We start from the raw sequence: 17,533 nt of genomic DNA on the forward strand, positions 1-17,533 counted from the left end.
GTAGGGGCCGCAAACGCCGGAGGGGCTGGAATCCAGCCCCTCCGGCGTTGTAGTTCGAGGCTCCTTCAGGGCCGAAGTGCCCGCAGCAGCAGGTCCGCCAGGTGGTCCGCGACCTCCTGGGGGCTCATCGGGCCGTCGGGGCGGTACCACGTCGACAGGTGGTGCACGGAGCCGAAGTGGTAGTCCACGACGAGGTCCGCCGGGGTCGTCGTGGAGAAGACGCCCGCCTCCTGGCCCTCCTCGACGAGCGCACGGAAGCGCTCGTGGTAGCGCCGCCGCTCGGCGCGCACCTGCTTGTTCTTCTCCGGGCTGAGATGGTGCATCGACCGGAAGAAGATCATCGCGTCGTCGAGGTTCTCGATGGTCGTCACCACGACGTCCGCCGCCGCCCCGCGCAGCCGCTTCTCGATGGGCTCGTCGGCCCCCGCGAAGGCGTCCAGCCGCTCCTGCTGCACACGCAGCACGCGCGCGTACACCTCGTGCAGGAGGTCGTCCTTGGAGCCGAAGTAGTGGTACAGCGCCCCCTTGGTGACGCCGGCCGCCTCGACGATCTCCTGCACCGAGGTGCGGTCGTAACCCCGCTCCGCGAAGAGCCGGGTGGCGGCGGCGAGCAGCCGCTGCGGGACGGGCGTACCGTCACCGTCCGTCGTCCTGGCCACTGTGCCGCCACCTGCCCTTCCGAGATTTTCCTGCTTGCGTCTAGCCGTCGTTCGCGCGGGAACGAAGTTCCCGACGGAGGATCTTCCCACTTGCCGTCTTGGGCAAGTCGGGCAGGATCTCCACCTGCCGCGGATATTTGTAGGCGGCCAGTCTCTCCTTGCAGTAAGCGGCGAGTGTGTCGGGGTCCGTTTCCGCACCCGGACGGAGGCTGATGTACGCCTTGACGGTCTCCCCGCGGTACCCGTCGGGCACCCCCACGACGGCCGCCTCGCGCACCGCCGGGTGCGTGTAGAGCACGTCCTCGACCTCGCGCGGCCACACCTTGAAGCCCGACGCGTTGATCATGTCCTTCTTGCGGTCGACGACGTACAGCCAGCCCTCGGCGTCCATGAAGCCGATGTCCCCGGTGCGCAGTTCGCCGTCGGGGAAGGTCTCGGCGGTGGCGTCGGGGCGCCGCCAGTAGCCGGGGACGACCTGCGGCCCGCGCACCACGATCTCGCCCTGCTCGCCGAACGGCACCTCCCCGCCCTGCTCGTCGACGATCCGTACGACCGTCTCCGGGCCCGGCAGCCCCACGGCCAGCGTCCCCGAGGCCGGGTCGACGGGGGCCTCCAGGCCGGGCGGGACGGAGGCACAGGGGGCGGTGCACTCGGTGAGGCCGTAGCCGTTGCGGATGTACGGCCCGAAGCCGGCCCGGAACTTCTCCACCAGGGCGGGCGGCACGGGGGCGCCGCCCGAAGAGATGTTCACGAAGGAGGAGAAGTGCTCCGGGGTGACGGCCGGGTGGGCGGCCAGCGCCATGAAGGCCGTCGACGGGCCGACCGTGTAGTGCGGCCGGTGCTCGGCGAACGCGTCCAGCACGACGCCCGCGTCGAAGCGGTACGTCAGCACCAGCGTGCCCGCGCTGTTCAGGCTCGCGCCGAGTTGGCAGACCATCCCGGTGATGTGGAACAGCGGTGCCAGCGCGTAGTACACGGGCGCGTCCGGCAGGCCGAGCCCCGTCCGCTGCCGCTCGGCGTTGTACATGACGTTGCCGTGCGTGTTGGTGGCGCCCTTGGGGGTGCCGCTCGTACCCGAGGTGTAGCTGATCAGCGCGATGTCGGACGGCCCGAGGTCACGCCCGGGCGGCGCCTTGTGGCCGGCGCGGGCTACGGCCGTCAGGTCGTCGGCGTCCTCGGCCCCCGGCAGTCGTTCGAAGGTCAGCACGCGCGCGTCGCCCCGCGTCTGGAAGTCCAGCTCACAGCCGGTGAGCACGATCCGCACCGGCGAGTCGCCCGCCGTCTCACGCAGATACGACTCCCAGGCCCGGTCGGAGCAGATCAGCGCGGCCACCTCGCCGTCCCGCAGGACGTGGCCGACCTCCCCCGACTTGTACATGGGGTTGACCGGCACGACGACCGCCCCCGCCTTCCAGGCGCCGAGCAGGGCGAGCACGAAGTGCGGGGAGTTCTGCAGCAGGATCGCCACCCGGTCGCCGCGCTCCAGGCCACGGGCGGCGAGGTGCCCGGCGACGGAGTCGCTGAGCTCGTCGACCTCGCGGTAGGTCAGGCAGCCGTCGAAATAGGCGAGGAAGACACGCTCCGGGGTCTCGGCGACGGCCCGGCGCAGGGCGTGCACGAGCGAGTCGGCCGGTGCTATCGGGGCGCGCTGGGCGTCGGAGAGCAGGGCCACCCAGGGCTTGGCCGCGTAAAGGGAGTCGGTCACCGGGTCTCCTCCCACTTCTGTTGGAGGTGGTTCATGTTGGTCAGCCAGCGGTCCGGCTCGGCGGCCCGCGCCTGGTGGTACCCGGCGACCTCGGGGTGCGGCAGGATCAGGAAGCGGTCCTCCGCCATGCCCTTGAACAGGGCGTCCGCCACGTCCTGAGGCTCGATGGCGGTGGGCTTGAGGACCAGGTCCCCCGCACTGCCGGTGGCGTCCAGCATGTCGGTGCGCACGCCCTGCGGGCAGATGGCATGCACCTTGACGCCGCGGTGGCGGTACGTCAGCGACAGGTACTCGGCGAAGGCGTAGGCGCCGTGCTTGGTGACGGCGTAGGGCGCGGCGCCGATCATGGTGAGCAGTCCGGCGGCGGAGACGGTGGAGACGAAGCGTCCGCTGCCGCGCTCCAGCCAGGCCGGGAGGAGTTCATTGGCGGCCCGCACGTGTGCCATGACATTGACGTCCCAGGACGTCGACCAGGCCTTTTCGTCGAGCGGCTGTCCAGGGTCGTCGCCCCCGAACGCGACACCGGCATTGGCGCAGTAGACGTCGACCGCACCGCCGAGCGCGTCCCGGGCGTCGGCGACGACGGCGGACGCGTCACCGGCGACCGCGATGCCGCCGATCTCGTCGGCGACCGCCTCGGCCTTCCCGGCGTCCAGATCATTGACGACGACACGAGCCCCCTCGGCGGCAAAGCGCCGGGCCAGCGCGGCCCCGATGCCACCCCCAGCCCCGGTCACGACGACTCCGGCACCCTGAACGGCTTCCACCATCGGTCTCCTTCGACTGCGGCTCTGCTGTACGACCAGACTAACCGGTCGGTATGTCGCTGGGAAGGACGACTGCCACGCCCCGGGCCCCGGCACCTTCCCCGCAACCTGCGGGAGCAATACCGTGCCCCTCATGCGCCTATCCAGACGAGCTCTCCTCGCAGCGACAACGGCAGCAGCATCCCTACCTTCGGCAGCGGCCGCGGCCGATCGCCACAGACCCTTGCGAACCGGATTCGAGCGGCTCGCAGCCGACGGTTACTCGGCCCTCGAAGGCCAGAAGGTCGGAATCGTCACCAACCCCACCGGCGTGACCCGCGACGTCCGCCACATCGTAGACGTCATGCACGCCGACGAAAGGGTGAACCTGACGGCCGTCTTCGGCCCCGAGCACGGCTTTCGCGGCACCGCCCAGGCAGGCGGCTCCGAAGGCCGCTACGACGACCCGGCGACCGGCCTCCCGGTGTACGACACGTACCTGAAGAGCGGCCGCCCCCTCGCCGACATCTTCACCGCGTCCGGCGTGGACACGGTGGTCTTCGACATCCAGGACGCCGGAGCCCGCTTCTACACCTACATCTGGACGCTCTACGACTGCATGGAGTCGGCTCAGCTGGCCGGCAAGCGCTTCGTCGTGCTGGACCGGCCGAACCCGGTGACCGGGCGGGCGGCCCAAGGCCCCGTCCTGCACATGGAGTTCGCCACCTTCGTCGGCCGCCGGCCCATCTCCCAGGCGCACGGCATGACGGTCGCCGAGCTGGCGCGGCTGTTCAACGGGGAGTTCCTCACGACACCGGTGCCGCTGGAGACCGTACGGATGACGGGCTGGAAGCGGTCCGCGTTCTACGATGCCTGGGACCTGCCGTGGGTGCCGCCGAGCCCGAACATGCCGACGCCGGACACCGCCCTCGTCTACTCGGGAACATGTCTCTTCGAGGGCACGAACCTCTCGGAGGGACGCGGCACCACCCGCCCCTTCGAACTGCTGGGCGCCGAAGGCATCGACGGACGCTGGGCGGCGGCCGCGAACGAACTCCGCCTCCCCGGGGTGCGCTTCCGAGAGGCCTACTTCGCGCCGACGTTCTCCAAGTTCCAGGGCAAGACGATCGGCGGCGTACAGATCCACGTCCACGACCGCGCCGCATACGACCCCGTCCGCACCGGCATCGCCCTTCTGGTGACCGCCAAGAGGACCTGGAGCGGCTTCAGTTGGCGTGCGGACAACTGGATCGACAAGCTCACCGGCTCCACACAGGTCCGCACGATGATCGACGCGGGCGCGAGCGCCGACGAGGTGGTGGCGGGCTGGCAGGGGGAGCTGGCGGCGTTCCGGCGGGTGCGGCGGGAGTACCTCCTGTACAAGTGAGCGCCCCGCAACGGGGTTACACGGATGGGTGACGACGTATGGCCAATCCCGCCCGGTAGCAGGACGATGCGCCCGTATCGCACCACTTCGGGGGACGAGGGGGCCCGTCATGGCGGAACCGGCAGTGAGCGTGACTCCGTACTGGGAGCTGACCTTCGACGCGGACGGCGATCCGGACTCCCGGAAGCGGGACCGGCTACTGGCCGGGGCGGCACGGCACCACGTCCGTGAACTGATCGTCTTCGCGCACGGCTGGAACAACGACCGCTCGGTGGCGACCCGGCTCTACGACCGCTTCTTCGCGCCGATCCCGCAGCTCGCCCCGGCGGCGAGGATCGGCTACGTGGGCGTGGTCTGGCCGTCGATGAGGTTCTCGGACGAGCCGATCCCGGACTTCCCGCGGGCGGTGGCGGCCGAGCTTCCGCGGCGGCCGGTGCTGGACAAGGACACGCGGCACGCGCTGCTGGAGACCTTTCCCGGCCGGGCGACGGTGATCGACCAGATCGCGCGGCTGTTGGACCAGCAGCCGCGTGAGGAGGCCGAATTGGAGGAGTTCGGGCGGCTGGTGCGGATGCTGGTGGACGTCGTTCCGCCGGGGCCGCAGGTGCTGTTCGCGGCGGACACGCTGGCGGAGGGCGTGCCGCAGGACTCGCCGGACATGCTCACGGGGTCGGTGGCGGCGGTGTGCGAGGAGTTCGCGCAGGCGCTGACGCATCTCGAAGCGTCGGACGGTGCGGCCTCGTTCTCGCTGCCGAACCCCTGGGAGGGCGCGCACGAGCTGCTGCGGCAGGGCACGTACTACGCCATGAAGCGGCGCGCCGGGACGGTCGGTGAGCGTGGGCTCGGCCGGGTGGTGGGGCAGCTGGCCGCGCGGGCACCGCAGGTGCGGGTGCATCTGGTCGGGCACAGCTTCGGAGCGCGGCTGGTGTCGTTCGCGCTGCGTGGGCTTCCGAAGGGCGTACGCACGGTGAAGTCGGTGACGCTGCTCCAAGGCGCCTTCTCGCACTACGCGTTCGCGTCCCGGCTGCCGCACGACGCGCGCTCGGGTGGGGTGTTGGAGGGCCAGCACAACCGTATCGACGGACCGCTGGTGTGCTGCCACTCGCGGCACGACTCGGCCCTGTCGACGATGTATCCGCTGGCCTCCCGCATGGCGGGGGACGAGCGCGGGGTCGCGGCTCTCGACGTCGGCCGGGTGCTGGGCGCCAAGTGGGGGGCGATGGGACACGGCGGGGTGCAGGCGGTGCCGGGGACACGGTCGTTCGAGCTGGCCGCCGCGCTGAGGACGAAGCTGCCCGCATCGGGGTGCGTGAACATCGACGCGGCCGCGGTCGTCAGGCGCGGGGGGCCGCCGGCGGGGGCGCACAGCGACATCGCGCACCGGGAGCTGGCGCAGGTGGTGCTGGCGGCGGGCCGCATCAAGTGACCCGCCGCCGCCTTCCCGTCACCGGTGTGACGTGAACTCCACCACCTGCTGGTACGTCGGCCGGTTCTGCCAGCTGATCCTGCCGTGCTTGATGCCGCCCAGGGTGCGCTGGACAATCGAGTCGGCACACCACTGGTCGCCCGCCGAGCACTGGTCGTCGCCGGGGTAGACCTGGGCCGCGGTCCTGCCGGCCGCCTCCTTCAGGGTGCCGATCAGGAGGTCCCGGCAGGCACTGAGGCTGCCGGCCCCGCAGTAGGTGCGGTCGAGCGGGCCCTGCACCGACTCACCGAGCACGGCACGGATGTCCTTGTCGACGTAGGACCACCAGCCGTACTGGAAGGCGCTTCCGGCGTGCGCGCCGGTCGGGCCGTGGGCGGCCGACGGGGACTCGTCGATGGGCAGGTTGTCCGTCATCGCGGCATACAGCTCGCTGCCGAGGCCCGGTTCGAACTGGGCCTTCACCAGCAGCGGCCACCACGCGTCCAGGGTGCGGATGGCGTCCCCGTCGGCGTACTTCTTCGAGCCGGCCGACGTCTCGGTGCGCTTGCCGCCCGCCGCCAGCCACGTCCGCAGCTTGCTCACCGCGGCCGCGGCCGTCGAGTCGGTCACCGGGGAACTGGTGACGACCTTGAGCAGGTCCGGGAGTACGTCCTCGGCCCGCAGGTCGGCAAGGCCCGCGTCGGCCATCGCCTTCACCAGCGAGGCCCGGGTCACACCCCCCGCGTCGACGAGCCCTCGCACCCGGTCCTCCAGCAGGTTGCCGCGGTGCACCGAGCCGTCGCCCCAGGACGCGGTCGTGTAGTCCTTGGCCTGCTTGTTGTTCCAGGAGATGTAGTAGTCCTGGTCGATGGAATTGGGGTGGGCCGAGGGCGGGGTGTACTGCGCCGTGTTCTTCGCCGGGTCCCAGTTCCGCCACTCGTACGCCGGCTGCGCCCACACCGGGAACTCCGCGTCGACGCCGGTCGCCCGCACCGGGTTGTCGCCGCTGTTGTAGTAGGCGGTGTGCTCGGAGTCGGCGTAGAACCAGTTGAAGGTGTAGTTGATGTGCTGCACCGCCTTCTGGAAGTCCTCCGGGCCCTTGACGTAGTCGGGGTCGTTCAACATCTGGAAGCCGATGATCGAGTCGGCCTCGTGCAGGTAGGACGAGCGCAGTGTGGTGTAGGCGACCTTCTTGCCGCCGACGGTGGCCCGGTGCGTGACGGGGCCGTACTTCGTCCGCCAGACCCGCATCGTGTACGAGCCCGCGGGGGTGTTGTCGGCGGTCGTCGGCTTCCAGGCGTTCTTCTGCTCGATCTTCTCCATCGCCGTGCAGGTGCCGCGGTACAGGTAGTGGTGGTCGTCCTGGCAGAGCTCGACGGCGTAGGTGTCGATGATGTCCTGGCCGGAGGTGGTCGCGCTCCACGCGTAGTCCTGGCCGCGGCCGAGCTCGACGTACATGCTCAGGCCCGCGAAGGAGGCGCCGCGGGCGCTGATGCCGGGGCCCTGGATCTCCTGGAGCAGGAGGAGCTGGGGGGCGAAGTAGCCGGTCTGCGGGCCGAAGACGGCGACCGGGTGGCCGCTCGCGGTGTGCTCGCCGCTCACCACCAGGGCGTTGGACATGCCCCGCTTCGCCGAGGTCACGGCGGTCTCGGCGGCCTTGGTGGAGGCGCCGGTCGCGGCGGAGCCGGCCGCGCTGCCGGTGCGGTCGTACACGAGCTGTTCCTCGGCGACCGAGCCGGGGTCGGGCAGGGCCTCGCCCTGTGGGTTCTCGGGCTTGGTGGCGTACGGGAAGCTCTTGTCGTGGACGGTGACGACGGCCTCGGGGTCGTTGCGCTCGCGGAACGACTCCCAGAGCTTGGTGCCGTCGGCCACGCCGTGCTTCTCCTGGGCGGCCAGCAGAGAGATCGCGTTGGTGACCTCGCCGCCGCCCCCGGAGCCGAACAGGGCACCGATGACCGAGCCCAGCGCGACCATGTCGGTGAGCTTGAAGTGCTCGATCGTGCCGGCGTTGGTGACGGAGTCCTTGTGACCGGTCAGGACGTACTCGCCGGGGAAGTAGCGGCCGCTGTCGGAGGCGTCGATGTAGGCGTTGATGCCGTCGAGATAGGCCTTGGCGTCGGCGAGGGCCAGCTGCCCGCGTTCGCCGTTCGACGCGACGGCGTTGTCGATCTGCGCCTGGAGATCGGCCTCGGTGTACGGCGCGTGGCGCCAGAACTGCTGCTCCAGACCCTGGTTGGAGGGCGCGCCGCCCGCGAAGGAGGTCAGCTGCCCGCGTCCGACGTGCCGGAAGACGTCCATCAGCCACAGTCTGTCCTGGGCGGCCGCATAGCCGGCGCCGAACTCCGTGCCGTATCTGGTGGTACCGGTGATGTGCGGCACACCCGTCTTCTTGTCACGGACGATCGTCACGTCGCCGCGCCCGGCGGGATTCACGGTGGAGGCGACTTGATCGGACGGGACGCCGAACGAGGCGTCGTTGAAGAAGTTGTTGATCGTCGCGTTGGTGAGGCCGGAGTGGCCCTTGGCCAGGCCGGCATAGGGACCCAGCTGGTCGGAGGCGTGTTCGGGCATCGTGCCGAAGGCCTGGTTGAGCAGGATCTGGGCGAGGGTCGCGTTGCCGTTCTGGCCCGGCGGCAGGATGTCGGAGCACTGGTTCCCGCAGTGGTCGGCCGCCGCCGTCGCCTCGGGCGCGGCGACCGCCGGGGAAAGTGGCGATAAAAGACCGGCGATCAGAGCGCATATGGATGCGGTCTTCAGGAACCCGTGGAATCTGCCGGGAGTTCTCAGTCCGACGAGGGCGTTGCGTGGGGTACGCCGTGGCATGGCCGCTCCTACCGACGAGGGTGAGCCGGGATGTTACCGGCGGTATCCCCGGGATTGAAGATGAACATGCGTCATGTTTGGGAGTCGCCAGGGAACGCGATGGAGGCAACAAGAGGGAGCGCCATGGAGATCATCCGAAATCGGATGGAGTGGGGATGGAGCCGAATCGCTTGTCGATACGTCTATTCGTCAACGTCGCACGAAGTCCGTGCGACGACGCCGAAGTGACCGAAGTACAGGTGCAGGTGTGACGGAGGTGCAGGGCGATGGCCGGTTTCCGGAGTCTGGCGAGACAGGTGCGCGACCCGCGGTGCGATCTGGCGCTTCGGCGCTACTCGCTGCGTAAGTGCCTTGAGCGTTTCGCTCCTTACGGGCACAGGGCGACCTGGGACCACTTGTGCTCCCGGGCAGGGTTCGGTCCGGAGGACCGGTCCCCCGATCCGGCGCGGCTCGTGGCCGCGTTGGACGAGCTGGAGGAAGCGCGTTCGGTCTGGCTGGCCTACGAGGTCGAGTTCGCCGAGCGACGCCGCAAGGAAAAGCACGACGGACTGCGCAGGCCGGGCAGTGTGGACGACTGGCACCGGCTGACCTGGGGCGGTTTCGGAGTCGCCTGGTGCGACAACCCCCGGGTCCACCCCGATGAACCGCTGGCCGAGGTGCTGCGCCGACTGATCTCCGCGCTGGAGCGCGATCCGGATTGCGAGTGCCCGGTGTGCGGCGGGGAGCGACTGATCTGGCAGTACGACCTGGCCCATGAACCGTCGTCGGGCCCGGTCTGCACGGACTGCGGAATCGTGGTGCCGCGTCCGGTTCTCACGCCCGAAGCGCTGGCGGCGTCGCGGCGCGAGCGGCGGTTGCTGGTGTCCGCCTAGTACGACGGGGGTGCGCCGGGGATGCCGCACCCCCTATGGCCGCTGGTGCCTGGCACCATCGAGACATGATCCAGGTGTGTCTGAACGGGTCCCGACGGGCCGGCGACGGTGGGCTGGTGCCGCTCTCGCCGGAGGCGTTGGCCGATGCTGCGGCCCATGCCGTCGCGGCCGGGGCCACGGACATCCATGTGCACCCCAAGACCCCCTGCGGACAGGACAGTCTGTCGCCGCGTGTGCTCGCGCCGACGCTGGAGGCGATACGGGCCCGGGTGTCGGTGCCGGTCGGGGTGACCACGGGGGCGTGGGCGGAACCGGACCCCGAGGCCCGGCTGGCGCGCGTACGCGGCTGGACGGTGCTGCCGGACCACGCCTCGGTCAACTGGCATGAGGAGGGCGCCGAGGAGATCGCCGCGGCGCTGATCGAGCGAGGCGTGGGCGTCGAGGCCGGCATCTGGTCCGGCACGGACGGGGCGGCCCGGTTCGCGGATTCGCCGCTGGGGCCGAGGGTGCTGCGGGTGCTGGCGGAGGTGACGGACACGTCCGCCGGGACGGCCGAGGAGACTGCGCGTGCCCTGCTGACCGACCTGGGCCCGGCGTTCGAGCGTCCGGTGCTGCTGCACGGGGAGGACGGGGGCGCCTGGCCCGTGCTGCGGCTGGCGGGGCGGCTGGGGCTGGGGACGCGCATCGGCCTCGAGGACACGCTGGTCCTGCCGGACGGGGAACGGGCGGCTTCCAACGCTCAGTTGGTGGCCGAGGGGCTGGTCCAGTACGGGTGGGCCCAGCGCTCGTCGTAGGGCAGGGCGAGGAGTTCGGCGCGGGTCGCGAGGTCGGGCTCGCCCGCCTGGTGGAGGCGTGCGGCGCCGGGGCCCGCCAGCCAGGCGCGCAGGTCCGCGAGCCCGGCGTCCGCGGTGTCGTCGTACCACCACGTGAAGGGTGAGTCGTCGTACATCAGGTCGTAGAGCCAGACCTCGGCGCAGTGAGCGAGGTGCGCGTCGGCGACCCGGCCGGGACCCTACCCCGCGAGGAGAGGGGTCACTGTCTTGGCGATCGTGGCGCAGTTGTCGAAGATGCGGTCGATGCCGTAAGTCGGCTCGGGCGACTTGAGGGCTGCCTGCCACCAGGCGTTCAGGAACGTCTCGATCGCTGTGGCCTGCTCGGCCGGCCACAGGCGCCAGTCCACCCGGGACAGGCCATGACCCCCGTGACCGATCGCGTGCGGGCTGCCGTCGGCCATCGCCCGTGCCGCCTGCGGGAGCAAGCGCCGCGTCACGGCCGTGTGGTCGTCGAAATGGTCGGGCACCTCGAAGAGGAAGTACGACCACACGTCCTCGGGGATGCGCACGTCGGGCGTCCGCAGATACGCGAGTTCCCCGGGCGCGTGGCAGTGGCCGCAGCCGGTCTCGTCGGGCTCGTGAATCCACCGAAGATGGGGTCGATCTCGGCGAGGGCTGCGTCAAGGGCGGCTGAGGACATGATGGGTCGGTCCCGTCAGGACTCCGTGCGCGGCAGCGGGCCGCCGACCGAAGATCGCGACGATAGCAGGCGGTAATCCGGTCGCTCCATCCCTTTCCCGTCCGGACAGTTGAGGGCGATGAAACACAGCTGAGGAACACTGAGGAGCCCTAATGTCGACGCTGCGCGTCACCGCCGAAGTGCTGACCGTCCACGAACATCCCAACGCCGACGCGCTGGAGCTGGCCCAGGTGGGTCTGTACCGTGCCGTCGTCGCCAAGGGCGCGTACCGCACGGGTGATGCCGCCGTGTACATCCCCGAGCAGTCCGTGCTGCCGGCCGGGCTGATCGAGGAGCTGGGGCTGACCGGGCGGCTGGCGGGGAGCAAGGCCGACCGGGTCAAGGCGGTGCGCCTGCGCGGTGAGCTGTCGCAGGGGATCGTGTGCCGACCCCACGCGCTGGCCGACGTCGATCTGGCGCGGGCGGCCGCCGAGGGTGCCGACTTCGCCGAGCGGCTCGGGATCACCAAGTGGGTGCCGCCCATCCCGCCCACGATGTCCGGCGACGTGGAGTCGGCGCCGGATCTGCTGCCGTGGGTCGACATCGAGAACATCCAGCGGTATCCGGACATCTTCGAACCGGGTGAGCCGGTCGTGCTGACCGAGAAGCTGCACGGGACGGCGTGCCTGCTGACGTATGTCGCCGACGAGGAGCGGGTGTACGTGTCCTCCAAGGGCTTCGGGTCGAAGTCGCTGGCGCTGAAGGAGGACCCACGGAACCTGTACTGGCGGGCGGTGCAGGCGCACGGCGTCGCCGAGGTCGCGGCTCGCGTGGCCGAGCGGTTGGGCGCGCGGCGGGTGGGTGTCTTCGGCGAGGTGTACGGCGCGGGGGTGCAGGACCTGACGTACGGGGCCGACGGGCGCCGGGAGACCTTGGGGTACGCCGTGTTCGACGTGTCCGCGGAGATCGACGGCCGGGTGCAGTGGCTGGACGCGGCGGAGGTGCTGAAGGGCGAACTGCCCTTGGTGCCACGGCTGTTCGAGGGTCCGTTCGACATCGAAGGGGTGCTGGAGGTCGCCGGCGGCCGGGAGACCGTGTCCGGGCGGGGGCTGCATCTGCGGGAGGGCGTGGTGATACGTCCGGTTGCCGAGCGGTACAGCGCGGTGACCGGCGGGCGCGCCATCGCGAAAGCGGTCAGTCCGGCGTATCTGACGCGGAAGGGCGGGACCGAGTACGAGTGACTCGGGCCGCCGGTTCGTGGGCGCCCGGCGCCGGGCTGAGCCCGGGCCGGGTCGCTCACCTGCGTCTGCGGGGCGCCTACCCCTGGCCCTGCCTGCCCCTACCTTCCGGACCCCCCGCCATTCCTCCCGTTCCCCCGGCCTCCCCCCTGTTCCACCATCAGGCGCGAACCCGCCCGGCGTTCACCGAAGGCGTCGTTCGGGTTGGAGAGGATGCAGGTGTCCAGGGAAAGGCAGCCGCAGCCGATGCAGTCGGTCAAGTGGTCACGGAGGCGGTTCAGTTGCTTGATGCGTTCGTCCAGTTCCGAGCGCCAGGCCTCCGACAGGCGTGCCCAGTCCTCGTGAGTGGGGGTGCGCTCCTCGGGGAGTTCGGCGAGGGCGTGGCGAATCGTCGCCAGGGGGATGCCGACGCGTTGGGCGGCGCGGACGAAGGCGACCCGGCGGAGGGTGTCACGGGTGTAGCGGCGCTGGTTGCCGGAGGTGCGGCGGCTGCTGATCAGGCCCTTGGACTCGTAGAAGTGCAGGGCGGAGACGGCGGCGCCGCTACGGGCGGCGAGCTGGCCGACCGTGAGCTCGTGGATCTTCTCGGGGATCTGGGGCACCCCTCAAACCTACCTACCGCGGCACGGCCCCGATCCGTTGACAGGGGCTGCGCGACCTAGCATGCTAAGCAGTCGCTTAGAGATGGCTTGAGACACGCGACGCGAGAGGCCGGGACATGGCAGAGCCGAGGATCTTCACGGGCGCCGACGACCTGAAGGCGGCAGTGGGTGAGCAGCTGGGGTACACCGACTGGGTCGAGGTCGACCAGAAGCGGATCGACCTGTTCGCGGAGGCGACCGGCGATCACCAGTGGATCCATGTGGATCCCGAGAAGGCCGCCGCGGGGCCCTTCGGGACCACCATCGCCCACGGGTACCTCACCCTGTCCCTGCTCCCCCTCTTCGGACCCCGGCTCATCGCGGTCGAGGGCGTGAAGATGGGCGTCAACTACGGGACGAACAAGGTCCGCTTCCCCGCCCCGGTACCGGTCGGCTCCCGACTGCGCGCCACCGCCACCATCACCGGCGTCGACGACGTCACCGGCGGCGTCCAGGTGACCGTCGCCTTCACCGTGGAGCGCGAGGGCGGGGACAAGCCGGTGTGTGTCGCCGAGTCCGTCGCCCGCTACTACTTCTGAGCCGCGCCCACCGCTGAGCGCGGCGCGGGCTACTTCGCGCCCACCATCCGCAGCACGAGGTCGGCGTACAGCGCGCCGACCTCGTCGGGCGTCCACGGGCCGTCGACGTTGAACCAGCGGGCCACGTCGATGCACAGCGAGAGGACGGCGAGGGTCGTGCCCTTCACGTCCAGCACGTCGAAGGCACCGGCGGCCACACCGTCCTCGATGATCGCGCGGACCTCGGCGTCGCACTGCCGGCGCAGCGCGAGGATCTCGTCGCGGGCGTCCGGACCGAGCGAGTCGAGCTCGTACTGCACGACCCGCGCGGTCGTACGTCCCCCGGCGTGCCAGCGGACGAAGGAGCTCACCGCGTCGGCCAGCCGCTCGTTCGGCGTGCCGTCCCGGCGGGCCGCCGTCCGCAGGATCTCCAGGGCCTTCTCGTGGCCGATCCTGCTGATGCGGTGGAGCAGCTCTTCCTTGGTCTTGTAGTGGATGTAGAGCGCGGCCGGGCTCATACCGGCGCGGCCCGCGATGTCACGGGTCGTGGTGGCGTGGTAGCCGCGCTCGGCGAAGGCCTCCACGGCGGCGATCAGCAGCCGCCGGGCCGCGTCGGGCGTGACCTCACCCCACGCCGACGTCTCGCCGTCGGCCGTGTCCTCCGCCGTACTCATCGCTCACTCGCCCCTCTCGCTGACAGAGCCACCACCATACCGCCGATACTGAGCGAGCGCTTAGTGAGGCGGCCCGGAGGGGCCTGAACGAGCCGGACCGAGCCGGACCCCGGCCGGTCCCGCGCGCCGGGGCTCAGATCTTCTCGAAGGGGTCGTGATCGGCGAGCAGCTTCTCAAGCCGGGCCTGGTCGACCCGGCTGACGATCTGCCCGGCCTCCTGGCGGTCCCGGATGACCTTGGCGAGCGTGAACGCCGAGGTCACCAGGTAGAGAACCGCGATCGCGAGGAAGCCGCGCACCCAGGCGTCGGCGCTCAGCTGGTAGATGCCGATGCCGGTGGCGGCCATGGCGACCGCGAAGGAAGCGACGGCCTGACCGTGGAAGGCGGCCGTACTCTGCTGCTTGACCGGTGTGTCACTCATGGGCCAAGGGTCGGCGAACGTGCCCCGCGCCACATCCGCTGAACTACTCAGCCACGTACTCAGAACGCCGAAACCCCGGTCAGCGCCCGCCCGATGACCAGCTTCTGGATCTGACTCGTGCCCTCGTACAGGGTCATCACGCGGGCGTCGCGCAGCAGTTTGCCCGCCGGGTACTCGTCGATGTAGCCGTAGCCGCCGAAGACCTGAAGCGCGTTGTTGGCGGCACGGACCGCGGCCTCCGAGGCGAACAGCTTGGCCTTGGAGGACTCGACGGCGAAGGGCAGCCCGCGGTCGATCAGGTCGGCGACCCGCCAGGTCAGCAGCCGCGCCGCGTCCACGTCGACGGCGATGTCGCTGATCAGCTCCTGGACCAGTTGGTGCCGGGCGATGGACTTGCCGAACTGCTCACGTTCGCCGGCGTAACGGACGGCCGCGTCCAGGGCGGCCTGGGCTATGCCCACGCACCCGGCGGCGACCGACATCCGCCCCTTGGCCAGCGCCGACATCGCGACCGAGAAGCCCTTGCCCTCCTCCCCCAGCATGGCCGCCGCGGGCACCCGTACGTCCTCGAGGACCAGCTCGGCAGTGGCCTGACCGCGCAGGCCGAGCTTGCCGTGAATGGTGCGGCGGGTCAGGCCGGGCGTGTCGGTGGGGACCAGGAAGGCGGAGACGCCCTTGTGGCCGGGCGCGTCGGTGGAGCGGGCGAAGAGCAGGACGACATCGGCCCAAGTGCCGTTCGTGATGAACATCTTGGTGCCGTTGAGGACGTAGTCGTCGCCGTCGCGCACCGCACGCGTGGCGAGGTTGCCGGCGTCGGAGCCGGTGTCCGGCTCGGTGAGGCCGAAGCAGCCGACCTGCTCACCGGAGGTGAGCCCGGGCAGCCAGCGGTGCTTGTGCTCCTCGCTCCCCCAGGCGGCGATGGTCTTGGCGACCAGGCCGAGGGAGACCGACACGATCCCGCGCACCGAGGAGTCGCCCCGGCCCAGCTCCTCCGTGACCAGGCAGTACGCCAGGTGGTCGCCACCCGAGCCGCCGTACTCCTCGTCGATGGTCAGGCCCAGGAAGCCGACCTCGCCGAGCTTCTTGACGACTCCGCGGTCCACCTCCTCGGCCCGGTCCCACGCGACGACGTGCGGGGCGACCTCGCGGTCCACGAAGTCGCGGGCGAGTTGCCGGACGGCGGTCTGCTCGTCGCTGAGCTCCAGATTCATGCCGAGTCACCCCACAGAGAACGGACTTCGACGGCCGTACATTGAAAGCCGTACATTTAAATTAGCACTGCTAGTTTCTGTCCGGCAGCCCTACTATGTGCGCCATGGCCCGACCGCGCAAGCCCCTCCTCAGCTACGACCGGATCGTCGCGACGGCCCGCGAACTCGTGGACGCGGAGGGCCTCGCGGCCGTCTCCACGCGTCGGCTCGCCGCCGAGCTGGGCGTGAGCGGGCCCTCCCTCTACAACCACTTCCGTACGAAGGACGAGATCCTGGAGGCGGTCGCCGACTCGGTCAGCGCGCAGGTCGATCTGTCGATGTTCGAGGACGGCCGGGAGTGGCGCACCGCGCTGCACGACTGGGCCGTCTCCTACCGGGCCGCCCTGCGCGACCACCCGAACATCGTCCCGGTCCTCGCCCGCGGCCCCGGCCGCCGCCCGGCCGCGCTGCGGCTCGCCGACGCCGTCTACGGCGCGATGGTCGAGGCGGGCTGGCCCCCGGCGCAGGCCACGTCCATCGGTGCGCTGATGCGGTACTTCATCATGGGCTCGGCGCTCGGCTCGTTCGCCGGGGGCTTCGTGGACGACGCGAGCGCGTACGACCCCGCCGACTACCCCCACCTCGGGCAGGCCCATCTCCTCGCCGAACTGCAGGAGAAGATCGACGAGCGCGCCTTCGAGACGGGCCTGACGGCGCTGCTGGACGGCCTCGCGCGGCAGTACGAGCAGGTCGGGCGGGCCACGTAGGCACGCCTGCCGACACTTCGGCGCACGCCGAAGTGTCCGTGTCGCATGCTGGGACCCATGACCACCAGGGACCCCCAGGCGTCGCAGCTGGCCCGCCTCGCCGGACTCCTCGCCGACGAGACCCGGGCGGCCTGTCTGCTGGCGCTGCTCGACGGGCGGGCGTGGACCGCCGGTGAGCTGGCCCGGCACGCCGGGGTCGCCGCGTCGACGCTGAGCGAGCATCTGGGCAAGCTCGTCGCGGGCGGGCTGCTCGCCGAGGAGCGGCAGGGACGGCATCGGTACGTGCGGCTGGCCGACGCGCGGGTTGCCCAGCTGGTGGAGGACCTCGCCGCGCAGGTCGGCCCGGGGACGGACCGTCGGCCCCGGAACCTGCGGGAGTCCAGCGCCGGCTCGGCCATGGCCCGCGGCCGCACCTGCTACGACCATCTCGCCGGACGGCTCGGCATCGCCGTCACCGACGCGCTGACCGCGCGCGGGCTGCTGCGGCAGGACACCGGGTTCGCGCTGACGGATGCGGGGCTGGGCTGGTTCGACGCCGTGGGTATTCCGCTCGATCGTGCCGGCCGCCGGCCGCTGGCCCGGGCCTGTCTGGACTGGACCGAACGCCGCCCTCATCTGGCCGGAGTCGCGGGCGCGGCACTGTGCCGGCACGCGCTGGAGGTGGGGTGGTGTGTGCGGATCGGGTCGGAGCGGGCCGTGAAGGTGACTCCGTCGGGTGAGCGGGCGTTGGGGGAGCTGCTCGGAATGGATGCGGGGGTGTTGCGGTGAGGCGGGTGGCGGTGGGGTGCTGTGTCGTGTGCCGGGGGCGGGTGCGTGGAGGTGCTGTGCCGGGGCGGGTGCGTGGAGGGGTGTGCTGCGTCGTGTGCCGGGGGCGGGTGTGTGGGGGCTGGTCGCGCAGTTCCCCGCGCCCCTTGGTTGGACGAGTGGACGCCGGTTTGGCGGGGGCCGCCCTTGTGCCTCGGTGGCTGCGCAGACGCCGGGTGCGGGTGCGTGGGGGCTGGTCGCGCAGTTCCCCGCGCCCCTTGGTTGGACGAG

General features: G+C 70.9%; 18 protein-coding genes. 8 read left to right on the top strand and 10 right to left on the bottom strand.

Features of this window, described 5'->3' with window-relative positions; all coding sequences use genetic code 11:
- Positions 1 to 65 precede the first annotated feature (65 nt).
- Genes ACWGDB_RS32515 through ACWGDB_RS32525 form a run of 3 tightly spaced genes read right to left on the bottom strand, consistent with a single transcriptional unit; the run spans position 66 to position 3,134 of the window.
- Entirely contained in the window at positions 66 to 659 is a 594-nt protein-coding gene (locus ACWGDB_RS32515; protein WP_427841821.1) for a TetR/AcrR family transcriptional regulator, read from the bottom strand.
- A 40-nt stretch (positions 660 to 699) separates the two neighbouring features.
- Entirely contained in the window at positions 700 to 2,364 is a 1,665-nt protein-coding gene (locus ACWGDB_RS32520; RefSeq protein ID WP_453825727.1) for a class I adenylate-forming enzyme family protein, read from the bottom strand.
- Positions 2,361 to 3,134 carry an SDR family oxidoreductase gene (locus ACWGDB_RS32525; protein WP_453825728.1) on the bottom strand — a complete coding sequence of 258 codons (774 nt, stop codon included), beginning with the start codon at positions 3,132 to 3,134 and terminating at the stop codon, positions 2,361 to 2,363. The genes ACWGDB_RS32520 and ACWGDB_RS32525 overlap by 4 nt, the downstream gene beginning before the upstream one ends.
- Before the next feature lie 130 nt (positions 3,135 to 3,264).
- Here ACWGDB_RS32525 and ACWGDB_RS32530 point away from each other — a divergent pair, with 130 nt between their 5' ends.
- Positions 3,265 to 4,497, top strand: a complete 1,233-nt coding sequence (locus ACWGDB_RS32530; protein WP_453825729.1) for an exo-beta-N-acetylmuramidase NamZ family protein — start codon at positions 3,265 to 3,267, stop codon at positions 4,495 to 4,497.
- Between the two features lie 109 nt (positions 4,498 to 4,606).
- Positions 4,607 to 5,923: a serine-threonine protein kinase gene (locus ACWGDB_RS32535; RefSeq protein WP_453825730.1), complete on the top strand. Its 1,317-nt coding sequence runs from the start codon at positions 4,607 to 4,609 to the stop codon at positions 5,921 to 5,923.
- Positions 5,924 to 5,941: 18 nt separating this feature from the next.
- On the opposite strand, the gene ACWGDB_RS32540 is transcribed toward ACWGDB_RS32535, so the two are convergent.
- Positions 5,942 to 8,725, bottom strand: coding sequence for a penicillin acylase family protein (locus ACWGDB_RS32540; protein WP_453825731.1), 2,784 nt, complete (start codon positions 8,723 to 8,725; stop codon positions 5,942 to 5,944).
- Positions 8,726 to 8,991: 266 nt separating this feature from the next.
- On the opposite strand from ACWGDB_RS32540, the gene ACWGDB_RS32545 reads away from it, so the two are divergent.
- Positions 8,992 to 9,597, top strand: coding sequence for a hypothetical protein (locus ACWGDB_RS32545; RefSeq protein ID WP_453825732.1), 606 nt, complete (start codon positions 8,992 to 8,994; stop codon positions 9,595 to 9,597).
- A gap of 65 nt (positions 9,598 to 9,662) precedes the next feature.
- Positions 9,663 to 10,391, top strand: coding sequence for a 3-keto-5-aminohexanoate cleavage protein (locus ACWGDB_RS32550; protein WP_453825733.1), 729 nt, complete (start codon positions 9,663 to 9,665; stop codon positions 10,389 to 10,391).
- Here ACWGDB_RS32550 and ACWGDB_RS32555 read toward each other — a convergent pair.
- Both ACWGDB_RS32555 and ACWGDB_RS32560 read right to left on the bottom strand, forming a co-directional pair.
- Entirely contained in the window at positions 10,337 to 10,546 is a 210-nt protein-coding gene (locus ACWGDB_RS32555) for a hypothetical protein (RefSeq protein ID WP_453825734.1), read from the bottom strand. The two genes, ACWGDB_RS32550 and ACWGDB_RS32555, sit on opposite strands and share 55 nt — an antisense overlap.
- Positions 10,547 to 10,609: 63 nt before the next feature.
- Entirely contained in the window at positions 10,610 to 10,939 is a 330-nt protein-coding gene (locus tag ACWGDB_RS32560; RefSeq protein ID WP_453825735.1) for a hypothetical protein, read from the bottom strand.
- A 283-nt stretch (positions 10,940 to 11,222) separates the two neighbouring features.
- Between ACWGDB_RS32560 and ACWGDB_RS32565 the strand changes: the two genes are divergently transcribed.
- On the top strand, positions 11,223 to 12,290 hold the full coding sequence (locus tag ACWGDB_RS32565) for an RNA ligase (ATP) (RefSeq protein WP_453825736.1): 1,068 nt from the start codon (positions 11,223 to 11,225) through the stop codon (positions 12,288 to 12,290).
- 98 nt (positions 12,291 to 12,388) lie between these two features.
- On the opposite strand, the gene soxR is transcribed toward ACWGDB_RS32565, so the two are convergent.
- The gene (soxR, locus tag ACWGDB_RS32570) at positions 12,389 to 12,889 is read right to left on the bottom strand and encodes a redox-sensitive transcriptional activator SoxR (protein WP_453825737.1); all 501 of its coding nucleotides are present in this window, start codon (positions 12,887 to 12,889) and stop codon (positions 12,389 to 12,391) included.
- A 116-nt stretch (positions 12,890 to 13,005) separates the two neighbouring features.
- Between soxR and ACWGDB_RS32575 the strand changes: the two genes are divergently transcribed.
- Positions 13,006 to 13,467, top strand: coding sequence for a MaoC family dehydratase (locus ACWGDB_RS32575; RefSeq protein ID WP_453825738.1), 462 nt, complete (start codon positions 13,006 to 13,008; stop codon positions 13,465 to 13,467).
- Between the two features lie 29 nt (positions 13,468 to 13,496).
- Here the strand turns inward: ACWGDB_RS32575 and ACWGDB_RS32580 are convergent, their stop codons facing one another.
- From ACWGDB_RS32580 to ACWGDB_RS32590, 3 genes are all read right to left on the bottom strand, one after another.
- Positions 13,497 to 14,120, bottom strand: coding sequence for a TetR/AcrR family transcriptional regulator (locus ACWGDB_RS32580; RefSeq protein ID WP_453825739.1), 624 nt, complete (start codon positions 14,118 to 14,120; stop codon positions 13,497 to 13,499).
- 133 nt (positions 14,121 to 14,253) lie between these two features.
- Positions 14,254 to 14,541, bottom strand: coding sequence for a YiaA/YiaB family inner membrane protein (locus ACWGDB_RS32585; protein ID WP_369270047.1), 288 nt, complete (start codon positions 14,539 to 14,541; stop codon positions 14,254 to 14,256).
- Between the two features lie 59 nt (positions 14,542 to 14,600).
- Positions 14,601 to 15,752 (bottom strand): acyl-CoA dehydrogenase family protein, encoded by a 1,152-nt coding sequence (locus ACWGDB_RS32590; RefSeq protein ID WP_453825740.1) that lies wholly within the window; start codon positions 15,750 to 15,752, stop codon positions 14,601 to 14,603.
- A 104-nt stretch (positions 15,753 to 15,856) separates the two neighbouring features.
- On the opposite strand from ACWGDB_RS32590, the gene ACWGDB_RS32595 reads away from it, so the two are divergent.
- Entirely contained in the window at positions 15,857 to 16,498 is a 642-nt protein-coding gene (locus ACWGDB_RS32595) for a TetR/AcrR family transcriptional regulator (protein ID WP_453825741.1), read from the top strand.
- A gap of 45 nt (positions 16,499 to 16,543) precedes the next feature.
- On the top strand, positions 16,544 to 17,266 hold the full coding sequence (locus ACWGDB_RS32600; protein ID WP_453825742.1) for an ArsR/SmtB family transcription factor: 723 nt from the start codon (positions 16,544 to 16,546) through the stop codon (positions 17,264 to 17,266).
- Positions 17,267 to 17,533: the final 267 nt, after the last annotated feature.

This window comes from Streptomyces sp. NPDC055013 (assembly GCF_053608645.1).